Here is a 17,495-nt window from a genome sequence, read left to right on the forward strand (position 1 = left end):
ATTGTTACTGCAATATAGCAATTTCAGATTTATTGCATTGGTTATATTTATCAAAAAAGGGATAACATCACATGCTATCCCTTTTACATTTATATGTTTCAAGTCTTATTTTTTCAAATAAGATACTTCTTTTACAGCTTTAACTACTTTTTCGATGCTTGGTAATGAAGCTTCTACTAAAGTAGGCGCGTACGCTAAAGGAACGTCAGCCGAAGTAACACGTGTAACAGGAGCATCTAAATAATCAAATGCATTTTTCTGTACGTGGAAAGCAATTTCTGAAGAAATTGAAGCCAAAGGCCATGCTTCTTCTACTACTACTAAACGATTCGTTTTCTTAACTGACTCTAAGATTGCAGCATAATCAATTGGACGTACCGAACGTAAGTCGATTAATTCTACGCTGATACCTTCTTTTTCTAATTCTGCTACAGCAGGAATTACTACACGAGGTATCATTTTACCGAAAGATACAATTGTTACATCAGTACCTTCTTGGATTGTATTTGCTTTACCGATTGGTAAATAATATTCTTCTTCTGGCACAGGACCTTTATCTCCATACATTACCTCAGACTCCATAAAGATAACTGGATCTGGATCGATGATAGCTGATTTTAATAAACCTTTTGCATCGTGAGGATTAGAAGGAACTACAACTTTCAAGCCTGGCGTATTTGCAAACCAGTTCTCAAAGTTTTGAGAGTGCTGTGCTGCTAATTGACCAGCATTACCAGTTGGACCACGGAATACGATAGGGCAAGATAATTGTCCGCCTGACATTTGACGAATTTTTGCAGCCGAGTTGATAATTTGGTCAATCGCTACTAATGAGAAGTTGAATGTCATGAACTCTACAATTGGCTTCAAGCCATGTGTAGCTGCACCTACCGCAATACCTGCAAAACCAAGCTCAGCAATCGGTGTGTCAATAACACGTTTAGGCCCGAATTCGTCAAGCATACCTTGGCTCACTTTGTAAGCACCGTTATACTCAGCTACCTCTTCACCCATCAAAAATATAGTTTCATCTTTACGCATTTCTTCGTTCAATGCTTCACGAAGTGCTTCTCTGAATTGTATTTCTCTCATTAGTCTGTAAAATAGTCTTATTTTTATAGAATACGCAAAGCTAATATTTTAAAATGATATTTTTGCAATTCCGATGGAGGAATTGCGATGATATTTGTCATTTTTTGATAACCTTTTGCTATTACTTAATAATTTTCTAAAAGGAATTTCTGTAGCCAATAGTTCAGGTTTTTAAGTGCCAAATCTATCTGCCAGATCCCTTTATTTCTACGTTCCACGTAATTTGATATCGCTCTTATTTGTGCACATGGCATACCTTCTTGTTCACACGTATAAAATACAGCAGCACCTTCCATGCTTTCCACTTTGACATTTGGGTACTTCATCAATACTTTCTGTATAGTTTTTTCATTTCCGTGCACTTTATTCACCGTGATGGCTTCATGCTTCGGCAGTTTGTGATCTATAGACGTATTAATATTATGGTAAGTTCCTTTACCAAAACCGAGTTCCTCTATACTCAAAAATTTATCCCCATTTTCTGCGCCTAACTCATAAAATGTGTCAGTATGAATAGCCAAAACTTCACCTAATGGAATACTTTTATCAAATGATCCGGCTATCCCAACATTCAATACGTGTGAAATATCTTGTTGTTGCGTTAAAGCTTTACCCAATGCATACGCCGTAGCAGTCATACCGACTCCAGTGATCAAATAAGGTATTTGTTTTTCTTCTAATAGTGGAATGCTATCCAGTATTTCAAACCGTGTAGCAGCGACAATCAAGGGCTTCATTTTCTTATATTTTGAAATGCTAAGTTAATTTTTTTTAAGGTATCTTTGTAGTTATGATACATATCACGCGAAGAGAGCGCTTTTGCGCAGCACACAAATTGCATCGGGAAGAATGGTCTGCCGAGAAAAATGAGGCTATCTTCGGGTATTGTGCAAATCCGAATTGGCATGGGCATAATTATGAATTATTTGTCACGGTGAAAGGTGAGGTTGATCCAATCACGGGATTCGTCATTGATCTGAAAATCATGAAAAGTATCATCAACACGTACGTGATTAATAAATTAGACCACAAGAATATTAATTTGGATGTCGATTTTATGCAGGGTAAGATGGCTTCAACGGAAGTCATAGCCATGGAAATATTTCGCCAGCTAAAGCCACATTTTGATAAAGAAAATGTCATTTTGCATAGTGTAAAGTTGCACGAAACAGAAAATAACTCCGTCGAATATTTCGGCGATTAATCAAGTAATCAAACAAAAAACAATAAAATGAGTAATCCTACGGATTTCAATGAGGAATTGGATGGTTATAGAAAAATTGACCAGTATAATACAGAGCAGGTAGACCGTATTGCTAATCATTATTCGGATATTTTGGGAGCTTTGGGCGAAGACCCAAACCGCGAAGGTTTGATAAAGACACCAGAGCGTGTGGCTAAAGCGTTGCAGTTTTTAACGCACGGTTATGATATTGATGCGGCATCAGTTTTACGTAGCGCGATGTTTGAGGAAGACTATAGTCAAATGGTTGTAGTCAAAGATATCGAAGTCTATTCCATGTGTGAGCACCATATGTTGCCATTTTTCGGAAAGGCGCATATTGCATATATTCCAAATGGACATATCGTAGGATTGAGTAAAATCCCTCGCGTTGTTGATGCGTTTGCACGTCGCTTGCAAGTACAGGAGCGTTTAACAAATGAAATCAGAGATTGTATACAAGATACTTTGAATCCGGCGGGTGTAGCTGTAGTCATCGAATGTAAGCATATGTGTATGGCAATGCGTGGTGTACAGAAACAAAATTCTGTAACTACTACTTCGGCTTTCACAGGTGCATTTCAAAACGATGTTACACGATCAGAATTTTTACGTTTAATCACGGCTTCGCTGGATTAAATATTATTTGGAAAATATAACTCAAAAACCTGCATAGTATTCATATTATGTAGGTTTTTTTATTTAGATATTAAACGAATTGGATTTAGGATAGTCCATTGTTGTTTATTAATACAATTGAAATTAAAATAACTTTCTAACTTTGCTTTTATGTTTCAAAATGAGGAGCGCGTAAATAGTTATTTGGAGAACATTTGCGATGAAGAAAATTCATTGCTTAAGACGATTAATAGAGAGACATATTTGCGGGAGACTATGCCGCATATGATGTCTGGTCACTATCAAGGACGTGTATTGTCCATGATAAGTAAAATGGTTTCTCCTAAGCGCATTCTTGAGATTGGCACATTCACAGGTTATGCGACATTGTGTTTGGCAGAAGGCTTAGTGCCAGAAGGTTTCTTGCACACTATCGATATTAACGAAGAGCAAGAAGAGCGTGTACAGGGTTATTTTGACAATTCGCCTTTTGCGACTCAAATTCGTTACCATATTGGTGATGCTTTTGAAATAATTCCCACATTGGAAGGTGATTTTGACTTGGTGTTCATTGATGCCGATAAGAAGAGAAATCTTACCTATTATGATATGCTAGTAGATCGAGTTCCTTCAGGGGGCATTTTGATGATCGATAATGTATTGTGGAAAGGCAAGGTTTTTGATGAGAACCCGGATAATCAAACAAAACAAGTATTAGAATTAAATAACATATTGGCAAGGGATTCAAGAGTTGAAAAACTCATATTGCCTGTTAGAGACGGACTTTTTGTATTGCGCAAAAAGTAATGGTTGAACTAAAAAAGAGAAAATGCAAAAATCATTAATCAGCAAATGGCTGCTCGTAGTGTTCTTGTGTTTCAGTAGTATAGCATTATTTGGGCAGAATAAGTTTACGCCAAAAAGTTATATCGAGGAACATAAAACAATGGCCCAGCAGCTCATGCACGAGACAGGTGTGCCAGCATCTGTGATTTTAGCAGTCGCTATTCATGAAAGTGCCTATGGCAATAGCCGTATAGCAAAGCACTTAAATAATCACTTCGGAATCAAAGGAAAAAATAACAGTAAGAAGATCAAATCTGCTTACAAGGGTTATTCATCAACAAAAGAGTCATACTCTGATTTTATTGGTTTATTGAAGCGCAGAAAGACCACTGTACATTTATTTGATAAATATGCTTTTAAAGATTTTTCTGCCTGGGTGAATGGAATAGCGCGTTCGGGTTATTCGCAGACGAAATCATGGAAAACACATGTCTTGGGGACAATAAAGAGATATAATTTAGACCAATACGATAACATAAGCCATTATTCTGCTTCCCAAAAATGAGATTACTTGTTTATATTTTGCTAATCATTGGATTATTAAGTTCTTGCGCGAGTAAGCGTACGACGACTTTATCCAAAAATCCTTCAGCTTCTACCACATTAAAAGGACCAAATACCACTTCTTCTGAGCGAAAACCTACCTCAACTACAGGTTTGAGTTATATCGGTCAATACAAGAATATTGCGATAGCTGAAATGGAAAAATACGGTATTCCAGCAAGTATTAAGCTAGCGCAAGCTTTGTTAGAATCTGGTAACGGAAATTCTACATTAGCACGTGATGCAAATAATCATTTTGGCATCAAATGTGGTGGCACATGGACAGGGAAAAGTATTACGAAGTCGGATGACAATCCTAACGATTGTTTTCGTGTATATGATAATCCAGAGCAGTCTTTCAAAGATCATTCGCAATTTCTATTGCGTAAGCGTTATGAAAAATTGTTTAGTTTGGATAAGAATGATTACAGAGGTTGGGCGCGAGGTCTTAAGGATGCTGGCTATGCTACTAACCCACGCTATCCCGAATTGCTGATTGATTTGATTGAGCGTTACGAATTATATAAATACGATTCGGCAGAAAGTCGTTCGGAGAAAATTGTTCGTGAAGTCAAAATTGAAACAACCATCGAAAAAAAGGAAGAAACTGGCGAAGTGGTGCAGGCTGAGAAAATAAAATCTCCAGTCCAAATGATTATTCACGAAGTGAAATCAGGTAATACATTGTATAGTATTTCGAAACAATATAATGTCACAGTTGATCAAATCAAGCAATTGAACAACTTGCCTTCTGAAAATCTATCGATAGGTCAGTTGTTGGTAATTAGCAAATAGTGAAAAGATGTTAATATAGTGGTAATTTATTGGATAATAATGTAGTTTTATCATTGTGAAACTCAATATCTGCCATATACATTTAATTTTACTATGTAGTTTGTTCCCCTTCTGGTCATTTGCCCAAGAAAATATTGGGGGCATGGTACTGGATGCAGAAAGCAAGCAGCGTATAGCTAAAGTATTGATCGTAAATAAGACAACTGGTGCAAATATCTATAATAACAGCAAAGGCGAGTTTATTTTAAGACTTAAACCTGGTGATGTTATAATAGCGAATAAGGAAAATTATCATGGTGATACGATAACATACGAAGGAGCAAAGGCACTTATAATTAGTTTGAAAAGAAAAACTATAGCCATAGCTCCAGTTACTGTTATGGGCCGTGTGTCACCAGAAGAGATATTAGCGCGACGTAGAGAAGAGTATAATAAGGCATATCGACTTGCTGATCCGGGAGATTTTGTTAGCGTGGGGCAGAATGGAGCTGGGCTAAGTATAGACGCCGTTTATAACTATTTCAGTAGAGAAGGGAAAAATGCGCGTAGATTGACGAAGTATTTTCAAAAGGAGTACGAAGATAATTATATAGATATTGTCTTTACAAGAGAGCTCGTTCGCGATGTTACTGGATTAGAAGGAGAACCGCTCGATAATTTTATGATTCGATATCGTCCAACCTATAATTTTGTGTTGACAGCAGACCGATATCAATTAATTAAATATATTAAAACGAAGTACGAATATTTTAAACATATACCATATATTAAACCATTACCAGATTTGAATGAAATAAACTTAAATTTGGGAAATTAGACGTTTTTTATGTTAAGAAATCTAACTATTATCCTTACTGTTATCATGTCGTTTGTGGGCATGCAATCTTATGCTCAGGTGAATTTAAAAGATTTGCGTGAGAAACCAGATTCAAAAATATTGAATGCGGATACTATTAAAGAAAATTCGATCAAGCAAATCAATGTACCTATTCCTCAATTAGGTCTACAGGTCAACTATTGGAAACATTGGACAAAGTTTGGATTGAATGCCAATCAAGCATCTTTCAGTGACAACTGGAATGCCGGAGGTGTTAATTCGATGTCTCTGATGGGTTTATTTTGGCATAAAGCAGATTATACACGTGATAGGTTTAATTTTGTTTCGGAATTGGATCTTAAATATGGTAAAATCCAGAATAAAGATCAGCTCGCTAAAAAGAACAACGACCGTATCTTCTGGGATAATAAGCTTTCTTACAAATTTACCGATAAATGGGCCTTGTTTTTCTCTTTAACTTTTGAATCTCAATTTGATCAAGGTTATAAATATGGTAAAGATGCTGATGGCTTTGAAATAATTACAGATACGATTTCCGCGTTTATGGCACCAGGATATTTCACTGAATCATTTGGTTTGGAGTATAAACCTGACAAATCCTTCTCTTTGCGCTTGGGCACGGGTACGGCACGTCAAACAGTGATTTTGGATAATAGAATTGCACCACCAGAGGGAGGTAAAGCTGTTTATGGTGTGGAGCCAGGAAAAAAAGTACGTAATGATCTCGCTTTTCAGGTCACAGCCAATTTAGATAAAGATTTATCGAAGAACCTGAACCTAAAAGCAAGATATAATTTGTTTGCAGATTATAAAGATTTATCTGATCCCGATAATCGTTTGGACTTGACATTAACGGCTAAAGTGACTCGATTAGTAAATGTGAGTGCTTCTGGTATATTAGTATATGATTCTGATCAAGACACTAAGGTGCAGTTCAGTCAAGCCCTAGCTTTAGGTATTTTGTTCTCATTCCCAAGATAAAAGAATTGACAAAATGCAGAAATGGGTTGGATTGTTGGTTTTAGTAATCTTTGGTGCTTGCGGTAGTTCTAAAGTTAGTTCCCAAAAACCATTAATATCGACTTCTCAGCAAAAGGTGGATTCTTTAACTTCTTTAATTAAACAAATAGGAAGTGCAAATCTCCAAGATAGCGTGGTGACATTGCCAGTAAAGGTAGATTCCGTAAAGCAATTCGACTTGGGTACAACTTTTCAGGAGCTTACTCCTGAAGAGAAATTAGCCGAGCAAAAGCTTACTGGAATTAATAAATCGGCGAATTGGGCTAGTGCTATTCATTATGATAACCGAAAGCCTAATTATGTCATCATACACCACACCTCTCAAAACAGTACTTCTCAAACTGTTCGTACGTTTCAATTGGCACACACTAAGGTTAGCTCTCATTATGTAATTGGTCGTGATGGACAGGTCATACAAATGCTTAATGATTATGAGCGAGCGTGGCACGCGGGCAAAAGTAAGTGGGGATCTGTGACAGATATGAATTCTGCTTCAATAGGAATAGAATTAGATAATAATGGGAGAGACCCATTCCCTGATTCCCAGATTGATGCATTATTAATTCTTTTAGATACATTAAAAACTAAATATCTTATTCCGCAACTTAACTTTATTGGTCACGCAGATATTGCGCCCAAGCGCAAAGATGATCCAAATGTAAATTTTCCATGGAAAAGATTAGCTGAGAGTGGATTTGGAATATGGTATAATGAAGATTTCCTGGCTGAACCACCTTTTAACTTTAATCCAATAGATGCGCTTAAAATCATGGGTTATGATATGAGCAATCCAGAAGCCGCTATTCGTGCGTTCAAGCGTAAATATATTCGCACAGAAGTCAATGGTGTTTTAACGGCTCGTGATAAGGCCGTTTTATACGATTTGTACAGGAAGTATTATTAGTATTAATATGTTAACTGTTTTTTTGGTAAAATATATTCTAGAAGATATCCAAACAGAATAACGAGTACACATCCAATTAAATTCAGCCATAAGAAGGCTATTACATCCAAATACCAAATATAAACTATTATGATTTCGGTAACTACGGCAGCCCAGAATACGGCGTTCCCACGTATTCTCTTAAAATAAAATGCCACGAGAAATATTCCGAGAATGGTGCCATAGAATAGAGAGCCTAAAATATTAACAGCTTCCAGCAAATTGCCCAGCTTATTTGCAAATAAGGCCACTATAATTGTGAATATTCCCCATCCCAAAGTCGACATGCGAGATACATTTAGGTAGGTTTTTTCGGAAGCATTTTGATTGATTAGGCGCTTGTAGATGTCTATAACTGTAGTAGATGCTAATGAATTTATCGCGCTCGATGTTGCCCCCATGGACGCCAACATAATGATGGCAATGAGCAATCCAATCAATCCCTTTGGAAAGACAGATGTCACGAAGGATAGAAAGATATAATTATTATCATTCGTTTCGGCTTTGCTGTCGTTGGCTTTTATCAGATCAACAGCGGACTTACGCAATACCGCTGATTTCGTATTTATATCATCTAAATTTTGTTTTTCTTGCTCAAGACTCGATTCTTTATTATTAACTCTGGCTTCATGCAAAGCATTGAGCGTCTGAATACGTTGTTGTGTTAGCGCATTTTGTTCTGTTTGTAGTTTTTTGTAGTCTTCTGCGTGAATACTATTTTCTATCTTATGAATTTCTGTTGGATTAAAAAATAACGGCGCATTGTTATATTGATAGTATACGAAAACCAATACCCCAATTAACAGAATACAAAACTGCATCGGAATTTTCAATAGTCCATTCATCAATAATCCCATTCGGCTTTCACGAACTGAAGAACCTGTAAGATAGCGCCCCACTTGACTTTGGTCTGTTCCAAAATAGGACAGTTGCAAAAAGAAACCACCAATTAATCCTGTCCAAACTGTGTATTGGTTGTTCCAATCCAATGTAAAATCAATAGCATTGGTTTTATTTGATTCGCCAGCAATATGCAAAGCTTCTACAAAGCCGATTTCTGATGGTAAAAAATGAATAACCATCATTCCGGCAGCAAGTAGTCCTCCAAAAATGATTCCCATTTGGAGTAATTGCGTATACGAAACAGCTTTTGTGCCTCCGTAGGTAGTGTAAAGGACCACTACACTTCCAATCAGTAATGTGGTGTAAAATACATCAACGTGTAATACAGCAGATAAAATTATAGAAGGCGCAAATATGGTTATACCAGTAGATATGCCGCGTTGTATCAAAAATAAGAACGCTGTAAGAGAGCGCGTCTTGATATCAAATCGTTTTTCAAGGAATTCATAAGCGGTGAATACTTGAAGCTTATGATATATAGGAACGAAAGTAATGCAGAGCACAATCATGGCGAGGGGCAGTCCAAAATAAAACTGGACAAAGCTCATTCCTGAAGTATACGCTAGCCCGGGAGCAGATAAGAAAGTAATCGCACTGGCTTGAGTCGCCATCACCGAAAGTCCAACATTATACCACGGTAATTCGCGGTTGCTAAGTAGAAAACCTTCGATATTATTAATATTCCTGCTTTTGTAGATTCCATACAGAACTATCAAAAGCAGGGTAGAAAAAAGTACTATCCAGTCGATAATACTCATGAGAAATATTTTGTAAATAAATACATCCCTAATATGCACAGCACGAGCCATACAACTACTATCCAGTAAAATTGTTTCCAGCTACGCGCAAATGGTGGCATATTGTTATCTATCACTTTCTTTGTGTGGTAAAATGACAGAAATAAAGATTGTAGCAACAATTAGTCCGCCCACTAAACCACCAATGATGCTTAAGAATGAAGCACATTTTGCAAAAGCGATTAATGCACCAAAGACAGTTCCGATTAATAAGATTAAACCCTTAACGTTTAAAGGCTGCTCATTTACTTGATTTTCCATGTTATTGTGATATATTAATTTTCGTTTGTTAACAAATTTACAAATAATCTATAAGCTCCGGGAACTCCGGCAGGCAATTGTCTGAAAAACGATAGTGACGTGTACACAAACTTACCTTTTCCATGTTTGGCAATTAAAAGTGAGCCATTGTGTGGTTGTTCTTCTTTATCATTTAATCGTAATGGAGTTCTGTATTTGCTATCAATATTTTCTGCAAAATACAAGCCTCGTTCTTGTACCCACCCTTCAAAATCTTTATTGCTGATTTTATTAGGGAAGTTTAATGCAATGTCTTTTTCATCAAATGAGAACTGCGAATCTTCTTCCGTCACGCGACTTCTGCCTAGGCTAAAATTATAAGGGCCAAGTTTGTCAGTTGATAACTTGCTATTTACATTGTATTGTACTAAGACAACTCCACCATTTTGCGCATAATCCAACAATTTCTTTTGTGTATTTGAGCCATTTTGTACCACATTGAAATAACGTACCCCAACTACCACAGCATCGTACTGTTGAAGTGATGCAGTTGTTATATCTTTATCGGACAGTTTTGTAACTTTAATTCCAATTTGTTCTAATGATTCTGCCACTAAATCGCCGGCTCCAGCGAGATAGCCAATATGTTGCACCTTATTTGTCAATTGTAAATTCTGACAAGAGATTTCTGTTGATGGAAACCATGTAATCGACGGAACATGATCATAGTTAAGCGTTTTTATATGCGTAAGCGTTTTGCCATTATGTTGGAAACGCAAAGTCGCATTATTTGAACGCTCCGAAAGGGGCTTCAATGTCAATGTCTTCACTATCGAATTTTCATTACTAAAATTCAAAGTCCATTTGATGTCCGAAATCTCCCAACCCTCTAACGCAGGTATATTTACTTCAAATGTATTTTTACTTTTATCATGTCTTGTGAAAGTTACTTCAATTATTTTCTGCTCTTGATTTTTGCTCAAAAGAATGGAAGAGCTTGTTTCAACAGTCAACTCTGGAAGTATAACCAATGGATTGTTCACTTCACCTTTCACAGGGTCAACATAACGGTGTTGGATTTCTTGTGTAATAGAAATAGGTTCGCCATTTATTTTCAAGGTGAAAGTTGCATGAGCGTGCTCAGGATTGGTTGGATAACCCACAGATTCGATTGGAATATTAAATTTCCCCAATGTATTTGGTTCAACAAGCCAATACGGCTGTGATGTTTTGTTCAATTTTGTATTCGCGGAGCCTCTCCACAAATTATTTGTTTGAAAACTATGCTGGACATTTTTATTATTAATATTAACCAACTCTACCTGAACTTCAGGGTTGCGCACAATTGCTTCAACTTGAAAAGTAAATTCCTGATTTACGACTTGTTGACTTTGGGTTGAGTATGCGTCTACCCAGATTCCAGCACAAGCAATGATTAGATCTTTTACTTCCTTTTGTTTTTGGGCTATCCAATATGCGTGGTTCGCAGCTTGTGCATTTTTACTATCCACTTTATAAGCATCTAACGCTTTTTTGAGTTGAATTAAATCATTAACGGATTTTTGAGGATAGTTTGCTTGAAACTCAGTATTTAATTTTTCGATAAGTTTTTGAATAGTTTGTGAATTAGGCAATCTTTTCCAAGATGTCTCAACGCCATCCAATAGGTTGTTATTTGCTTTTGCGCCTGCCACATGTTCAAAATACTCCGTACTCATGCCACGTGAGGCAGCAGCGCCAAAACCTTGAGTTTTATGTTGCGAACGACTTTTTGCCGCAATTTCACCATAGGATTCGCCTAATAAAGCGTTATAGTGTCCAATTTCAACCTTCAATTGACTATCTGAAGTATTGTTTTGTCCACCGAAATTAGCGGTATTCCAAAGCAATCTTTTGGCTTGCCAGGTACTCACTGTTTGAAGTTGTTCTGGGAATTTATTTTTATCAGCTGCCGCAATGAAAGCTTCGTGTGCCAAAATAGCTGATGCTTGATGATGCCCGTGACCTCCTCTTCTGTCTGGTGGAAAGCGATTGATAATAACATCAGGTTGGAATTTTCGTATAATCCAAACCGCTTCACGCAAAGCTGTCTCGTGATCCCAGAATTGAAAGGTTTCTTCGTGCGTTTTGGAGAAACCAAAATCATAAGCTGAGGAGAAAAATTGTTCACCTTTGTCTATAGCACGTGCTGCCAACAATTCTTGTGTACGAATCATTCCTAGATTAATGCCCAAATCTGTGCCCAAAAGATTTTGACCACCATCACCACGTGTAAGCGAAAGATATGCGGTTCTATATTTTTGCTCCTGAGCGAGCCAGGCAATTAGTCGGGTATTTTCATCATCGGGATGCGCAGCGAAATATAATACAGATCCTAGTGTATTGAGTTTCTGCAATCCAATTCCAATATCACTTGCAGATTTTGGAGAGGTCTGACTATTTGCTTGCTGACCATTTATAAGCAATAAAAAAACGAAGGTGATGTATTTGAAATAATTTCGCATAGCTAAATATAATTGGTTTCACTTAAAAATAAGCTATTGAAACAGAATTGTTAAAAATGAAAAAAGAGCTGAAATATTATTTCAACTCTTTTTCAACAACAATTAAAAATCTTTTAGTCTTAAATAGAATGCTTAAATAAATCTTTCGATGATTAAAATGTCAGTAATTAAAGGCTGATGTTACTAATCAGAGTTATCTGAGCTCTATTATAAAAGTAGTATAAAAGATTGAAATACTTTCAAGTCGAGTAAAAAAAAATTTCCACATTGGCGAAGTTTTGCACATACGCAATCTGGAAACCTTTTTAAACAAATGTTTTTACTATTATCAGACAGATATTTATTTATCTATCGAGCCTAAAACACGTTTCATAAAAACGTTTAAAGCTTCTTTTTTCGGTGTACCTTCTTTGATCAATTTATCCACCTCGATGGCACCGTACATATTTGAAATTAGTTCGCCGATGACATCTAGTTCTTCATCTTTCAAGGAAGGTACTTCTGTAAGAGCTTCTAATGTTTCGATTGTTTCCAAGACATAATCTGCATCGTTTTGTTCGATGAAATCCGTCAAGTGCTTAATTACTGGTAACTTCATTTAATAAGTCGATTAATCCGTCGATTTTGTTTGTTTGTACTTGATTTACCAATTGACCATTTTTGAAAGCGGCGAAGGTAGGTAAATTATCTACCTTAGCTAATTTTCTAGACTCAGGGAATTTCTCTGCATCCACGATTACGAAGTTTACATTTTCGTTCTCGTTAGCCATTTTTTTGAATTTTGGTTTCATAATACGGCAATTTCCGCACCATGAAGCCGAATATTGTACTATTACAGTATCGTTGTTAGCCACAACTGTTTGTAACGTGTCGTTTTCTAATTCTTGTAGCATAATATCTTGATTTTTGAATAGAGGCGGAAGTACTCCGCCTCAGGAGATAAACCTAATTTCTTAGTTCATTGATAAGTAAGAAGCTACACCATCGCGAGTTGCGTTCATAGCGTCTTTACCTTCTTCCCAGTTTGCTGGACATACTTCACCATGTTTTTGAACGTGTGTGTAAGCGTCTACCAAACGGATATATTCTTTTACATTACGACCTAAAGGCATATCGTTTACTGATTCGTGGAATACTTTACCAGTCTCATCGATTAAGTAAGTAGCACGGAAAGTAACAGCAGAACCTTCAGCGATTAAACCAAACTCTGGGTGCTCAACTTCTTTCACATCTAAAATACCTAAGATACTTGACAAGTTGCGGTTTGTATCCGCAATGATAGGATATTCTACACCTTCGATACCACCATTATCTTTAGCAGTGTTTAACCAAGCAAAGTGAACCTCATTTGAGTCACATGAAGCGCCAATAACGATTGTATTACGTTTTTCGAACTCCGCTACAGCTTCTTGGAAAGCGTGTAATTCAGTAGGACAAACGAACGTGAAATCTTTTGGGTACCAGAATAATAAGATTTTTTTATTTTCTTTTTGAGCTTTTTCAAAAAGGTTAAGTGAAATATAGTCACCTAAATAATCAATAGCATCAACAGTAATGTTCGGGAAATTTTTACCTGTAAAACTCATAATAGTATCTTCTTTTAATGTGCTGCAAAGGTAAGCATAAAGACGATACAATCGTATAGTTATTGCCTATAGGGCATTGGTATAGTCTATATTTTTGTTTAAATATTATTGGTATATTTTATATTTCAGGGGAAATTAGTTTTTAATTAAGTCATTTTATATTTTTGGCATTATATTTTTTAGCTGGCCCCGTAGTTCAACGGATAGAATAGATGTTTCCTAAACATTTGATAGCAGTTCGATTCTGCTCGGGGCTACAATTTTTAATGAAAAATGCCGAAATCTTTAAAACTTCGGCACTTTTGAAAAGGTCTCATACAAGATCCCATACAATTCGTCGATTTTTTAATCTAAATATTTATATAGTTTCGAAATTTCTAGGTTTTCTTTCAACATACAAGATTCTCAAACCTTTTTTCAAAATATTATATATCACTTTTGTACCATTTGTAGTATTGTCGTATCATATTTAAAATGGTATATTTTTTATTTGAGAGGTCGATAAAATAGGGTATTTCTTTTGAAATCTCTTTTATAGAATACACTTTAGTAATTCTTTTAAATATTTCGTCTTTATTATATATGGAAATAATATATTCATATTGATCCTTGGTAATGTCCAACTTATATTTATTACCACTATTCACATCCATTCGATAGGGTACAAAGAATTCTAGAAATGAAATTATGTTTTCTTTTGCATTGTTCAGAAATTTTTTTGTGTATCTAGTAAAACCTTTTTTATCACGCTCTATCCAGGTGTTTAATAGATAATACATGTAATCTTCATTTAGTTGAAAAATACTTATTTCACCAGCCTCCTTTATAACTCTATCTGTTAGGATCTTGGCAAGTATTTGATATTGCTCAAGTGTATATAGTTTATCCTCAATATTGTCTCCTTTTCTTAACCAATTGTTTATTGAATAAGCGAATCTTGATTCCTTAGCATATGACATTAGCTCTTTAGCAAATTCAAAAGTGTTAATTGTTTTATTACATTCAATTACTCGTGAAATAAAAATTGCAGCTTGATCGAATGTTCCAGAAAAATAGAATGCTCCGTCTCCTTCTGGAAACACATCAGATAAATGACACAATATCAATGAAATTTTTTTACCATCTTCCCACGAGAAAGACGATTCCTTACTTCTTAACTTTTGAATAAAGTTATCTGCTTTTGAGTTTTTTAAAATATCTAAAGCAATTACAACTAAATCATCTATTGATTTAGTTTTTAACTGATTTAGAAAATCTTCAAATTGAATATCAGATACTTCTCCTTCAATTACACAATATGAGAAATATCTTTTAAAATACTGATCTGAACAAATCCTTTTCTTTACAAACCATTCGTTTTTGTTTTCAACTGAATTATTATAAGTATTATATAATGAGCTCAATTTTGGGAATAAATCAGTAAGTATAAATCTAATTTTTTCTTTCTCAATCAGGCTTTTATTTTGAGATAATTTATCAAGTCTGTTTTTCAGATCTTCTTTTTTCTCAGCATCATTACCGAATAAGAAATTTTCTTTATCTCCTATAAAAAATATAGGTTCACTTTTTATTAAATTATAATGTTTAGGATAAAATGTTTTAATTGCTTCAATTAATAATAAATCAACGGTATTTACTTCATCCTTTAATAGTGGCAGAGAAAAGGATATAGTATTTCCATATCTTACAACATGACGAGGTGTGTCTATTTCAGAAAGAATATGTGAAGTAAATTGATAAACAAATCTTTTAATTTGATCATCTGATAACGTGATATTTGATAAATTTAAGTTGTCTTCAACGAGGGAAAAGCAAAGGTTTTTTAATGCTTCTGGTTGAACTTTAGGTATTGTTAATGGTACTTGAATTATTTTTTCCAAGAAAGATCTACCCGCTTCTATGTTTCCTGAACCAAATCTATCTCCAATTGCCTCTGAAACCATTTCATCATCAAATGATAGTACATAAATTGTGTTTTCAAAATCAGCTGTTAATTTAACTATTCTAAATATAGTGAAAATTTCTTGTTTATCTAATCTATCTATATCGTCTATAAATATGACTACTTTTAAGTTGCTTGCTTTTAATAATTCATCAACTCTTTCTTTAAACTCCTCTATCTTTGTATCGTTTAAGAGATTGGCAATAGAACTAATATCGTGACCAAAAAGACTTGTTATTGCTGATAATTTTTTAAGTGCTGCACCAAATTTTTCAGTTTTTGTTTCTAAATTCTTTTCTAATGACTTTGTAATTTTATCAAATAAATTTTTTAGTAAACTTTCTTCATCACTATATCTCCATGGATTAAATCTAATGCTAAGGATATTATCATCTGATCTTAATTCGTTATCAATAAAATTTAAAATTGATGATTTTCCCTCTCCCCATGCTCCATATAATCCAAAAACTAAACTTTCTGAATTTTCTCTAATCTTGATTGTATCAGCGATTCTTTTCGCAAAAGAATATCTTTGGAATTTATCTTCTGATTTATTTGTGATAGGCCTATCTGCTAAATATGACATTGTAATTTAGGTTTTCGTATGCATACTAAATATAAGATTAATATACAAAACTTAAACAATGTAATGATCCTCCATATTGAGATAAATTATCACAATTGACAGTCTCGACTTTAAATCCTAATTTGATATATAACTCTGTATTTGTTTTATTGTAATATTCTGTTTCCCTCTTGGTAGGTAAAGTATATTGAGGTAGTATTACTGTGTCATTTAGGATTATATTATTGACATAAATACCTTTTGATACCGAATAGCAACCACTTCGTTTCTTCTTCTTGCATTGACATTTAATACTTTGATCTATTGGTCTATCTTCAATTCTAAATGTATCTAGGCCCAAATTGTGAGCTGTAATTGGATATTTCGGATTGATTTGGTTCTTCTTCAATTTTGGTGAAAGTATACTAATTAATTACACTTTATGAACTAAACCTTTTTTCTTTTCGAACACAATTCCAACCTTTTCGAGCAAGTTATAGACTTGTGCCTTTTGATAGGCTAAGCCATATTCTTTATCAATCCATTGAGCCAAAAGAGGGCCTGTCCACTTTACAGATTGATATCCATAATCCGAGGGTTTTTCGTTTATGACCAAGCTTTTGATTCTTTCGAGTTGTTCGTCTGATAAATTGCTCCGTCTACCGCGCCCTTTCTTATCTTTTAATCCTTCAACCCCTTCTTTTTCAAATCTATGAACCCAATTTGTTATCTGCTTGAAGCTGATATTATGTAGTTCAGACAACCGTCTGCTTGAATAGCCTAATGCAACAAGATATACCATGTATAGTCTTATACCAACGGTATAAGCATCATTTGTATTTAATAATTTCTTTATCTCTGTTGCGTTTGATCGCTGAATTTGTAAGACTGATTTTCCCACTGTAATTTATTTTATCTAAATAACAAATATATAAATTATTATGTGTAATTTAATATTATACTATTAGTTATGATTCCAGAATTTGTACTTCCTGCCAATTTACAGTTAAAAGCTGAAACAACGTACACCTCTCTAGGAGA

At 35.0% G+C, this 17,495-nt stretch carries 19 protein-coding genes and 1 tRNA gene; 9 read left to right on the top strand and 11 right to left on the bottom strand.

Annotation, left to right across the window (positions count from 1 at the left end; all coding sequences use genetic code 11):
* Window positions 1–105 precede the first annotated feature (105 nt).
* Together GOQ16_RS14585 and mqnB are read right to left on the bottom strand one after the other, a co-directional pair.
* On the bottom strand, window positions 106–1,092 hold the full coding sequence (locus GOQ16_RS14585) for a pyruvate dehydrogenase complex E1 component subunit beta (protein ID WP_149913652.1): 987 nt from the start codon (window positions 1,090–1,092) through the stop codon (window positions 106–108).
* 125 nt (window positions 1,093–1,217) lie between these two features.
* Window positions 1,218–1,829 carry a futalosine hydrolase gene (gene mqnB / locus GOQ16_RS14590; protein WP_160069961.1) on the bottom strand — a complete coding sequence of 204 codons (612 nt, stop codon included), beginning with the start codon at window positions 1,827–1,829 and terminating at the stop codon, window positions 1,218–1,220.
* Window positions 1,830–1,882: 53 nt separating this feature from the next.
* Here mqnB and GOQ16_RS14595 point away from each other — a divergent pair, with 53 nt between their 5' ends.
* The 8 genes from GOQ16_RS14595 to GOQ16_RS14630 all read left to right on the top strand — a co-directional run bounded on the left by GOQ16_RS14595 (window position 1,883) and on the right by GOQ16_RS14630 (window position 7,878).
* Window positions 1,883–2,296: a 6-pyruvoyl trahydropterin synthase family protein gene (locus GOQ16_RS14595; RefSeq protein ID WP_160069962.1), complete on the top strand. Its 414-nt coding sequence runs from the start codon at window positions 1,883–1,885 to the stop codon at window positions 2,294–2,296.
* A 27-nt stretch (window positions 2,297–2,323) separates the two neighbouring features.
* A complete protein-coding gene (gene folE, locus GOQ16_RS14600) occupies window positions 2,324–2,953 on the top strand; it encodes a GTP cyclohydrolase I FolE (protein ID WP_149913655.1) in 630 nt (209 codons plus the stop codon).
* Window positions 2,954–3,103: 150 nt separating this feature from the next.
* The gene (locus GOQ16_RS14605) at window positions 3,104–3,739 is read left to right on the top strand and encodes an O-methyltransferase (RefSeq protein ID WP_160069963.1); all 636 of its coding nucleotides are present in this window, start codon (window positions 3,104–3,106) and stop codon (window positions 3,737–3,739) included.
* Window positions 3,740–3,761: 22 nt separating this feature from the next.
* Complete coding sequence (locus GOQ16_RS14610) at window positions 3,762–4,283, top strand: glucosaminidase domain-containing protein (protein ID WP_160069964.1); 522 nt, start codon at window positions 3,762–3,764, stop codon at window positions 4,281–4,283.
* Entirely contained in the window at window positions 4,280–5,116 is an 837-nt protein-coding gene (locus GOQ16_RS14615) for a glucosaminidase domain-containing protein (RefSeq protein WP_160069965.1), read from the top strand. The genes GOQ16_RS14610 and GOQ16_RS14615 overlap by 4 nt, the downstream gene beginning before the upstream one ends.
* Before the next feature lie 142 nt (window positions 5,117–5,258).
* The gene (locus GOQ16_RS14620) at window positions 5,259–5,933 is read left to right on the top strand and encodes a hypothetical protein (protein WP_240141056.1); all 675 of its coding nucleotides are present in this window, start codon (window positions 5,259–5,261) and stop codon (window positions 5,931–5,933) included.
* A gap of 9 nt (window positions 5,934–5,942) precedes the next feature.
* Window positions 5,943–6,935, top strand: a complete 993-nt coding sequence (locus tag GOQ16_RS14625) for a DUF3078 domain-containing protein (protein WP_160069966.1) — start codon at window positions 5,943–5,945, stop codon at window positions 6,933–6,935.
* 13 nt (window positions 6,936–6,948) lie between these two features.
* The gene (locus GOQ16_RS14630) at window positions 6,949–7,878 is read left to right on the top strand and encodes an N-acetylmuramoyl-L-alanine amidase (protein WP_160069967.1); all 930 of its coding nucleotides are present in this window, start codon (window positions 6,949–6,951) and stop codon (window positions 7,876–7,878) included.
* 2 nt (window positions 7,879–7,880) lie between these two features.
* On the opposite strand, the gene GOQ16_RS14635 is transcribed toward GOQ16_RS14630, so the two are convergent.
* The 6 genes from GOQ16_RS14635 to GOQ16_RS14660 all read right to left on the bottom strand — a co-directional run bounded on the left by GOQ16_RS14635 (window position 7,881) and on the right by GOQ16_RS14660 (window position 13,947).
* The gene (locus tag GOQ16_RS14635) at window positions 7,881–9,578 is read right to left on the bottom strand and encodes a sodium:solute symporter family protein (RefSeq protein ID WP_160069968.1); all 1,698 of its coding nucleotides are present in this window, start codon (window positions 9,576–9,578) and stop codon (window positions 7,881–7,883) included.
* 105 nt (window positions 9,579–9,683) lie between these two features.
* Entirely contained in the window at window positions 9,684–9,878 is a 195-nt protein-coding gene (locus GOQ16_RS14640; protein ID WP_160069969.1) for a hypothetical protein, read from the bottom strand.
* A gap of 14 nt (window positions 9,879–9,892) precedes the next feature.
* Window positions 9,893–12,361, bottom strand: a complete 2,469-nt coding sequence (locus tag GOQ16_RS14645; protein ID WP_160069970.1) for a PIG-L family deacetylase — start codon at window positions 12,359–12,361, stop codon at window positions 9,893–9,895.
* Window positions 12,362–12,701: 340 nt separating this feature from the next.
* Window positions 12,702–12,959: a DUF6952 family protein gene (locus GOQ16_RS14650; protein WP_159634549.1), complete on the bottom strand. Its 258-nt coding sequence runs from the start codon at window positions 12,957–12,959 to the stop codon at window positions 12,702–12,704.
* Window positions 12,940–13,254, bottom strand: a complete 315-nt coding sequence (locus GOQ16_RS14655) for a thioredoxin family protein (RefSeq protein WP_160069971.1) — start codon at window positions 13,252–13,254, stop codon at window positions 12,940–12,942. Before GOQ16_RS14655 ends, GOQ16_RS14650 begins: the two co-directional genes overlap by 20 nt.
* Before the next feature lie 60 nt (window positions 13,255–13,314).
* Window positions 13,315–13,947 carry a peroxiredoxin gene (locus tag GOQ16_RS14660; RefSeq protein WP_160069972.1) on the bottom strand — a complete coding sequence of 211 codons (633 nt, stop codon included), beginning with the start codon at window positions 13,945–13,947 and terminating at the stop codon, window positions 13,315–13,317.
* 185 nt (window positions 13,948–14,132) lie between these two features.
* Between GOQ16_RS14660 and GOQ16_RS14665 the strand changes: the two genes are divergently transcribed.
* Window positions 14,133–14,204, top strand: a tRNA-Arg gene (locus tag GOQ16_RS14665).
* A gap of 168 nt (window positions 14,205–14,372) precedes the next feature.
* Here the strand turns inward: GOQ16_RS14665 and GOQ16_RS14670 are convergent.
* From GOQ16_RS14670 to GOQ16_RS14680, 3 genes are read right to left on the bottom strand one after another with little or no spacing between them, the layout of a single operon-like run.
* Window positions 14,373–16,475, bottom strand: a complete 2,103-nt coding sequence (locus GOQ16_RS14670) for a KAP family P-loop NTPase fold protein (protein WP_160069973.1) — start codon at window positions 16,473–16,475, stop codon at window positions 14,373–14,375.
* A gap of 37 nt (window positions 16,476–16,512) precedes the next feature.
* The gene (locus GOQ16_RS18170) at window positions 16,513–16,863 is read right to left on the bottom strand and encodes an agmatine deiminase family protein (protein WP_160069974.1); all 351 of its coding nucleotides are present in this window, start codon (window positions 16,861–16,863) and stop codon (window positions 16,513–16,515) included.
* A gap of 24 nt (window positions 16,864–16,887) precedes the next feature.
* The gene (locus tag GOQ16_RS14680; RefSeq protein WP_160069975.1) at window positions 16,888–17,355 is read right to left on the bottom strand and encodes a helix-turn-helix domain-containing protein; all 468 of its coding nucleotides are present in this window, start codon (window positions 17,353–17,355) and stop codon (window positions 16,888–16,890) included.
* Window positions 17,356–17,495 lie beyond the last annotated feature (140 nt).

It is taken from the genome of Sphingobacterium bovisgrunnientis (genome assembly GCF_009829085.1).
Taxonomy (GTDB): domain Bacteria; phylum Bacteroidota; class Bacteroidia; order Sphingobacteriales; family Sphingobacteriaceae; genus Sphingobacterium; species Sphingobacterium bovisgrunnientis.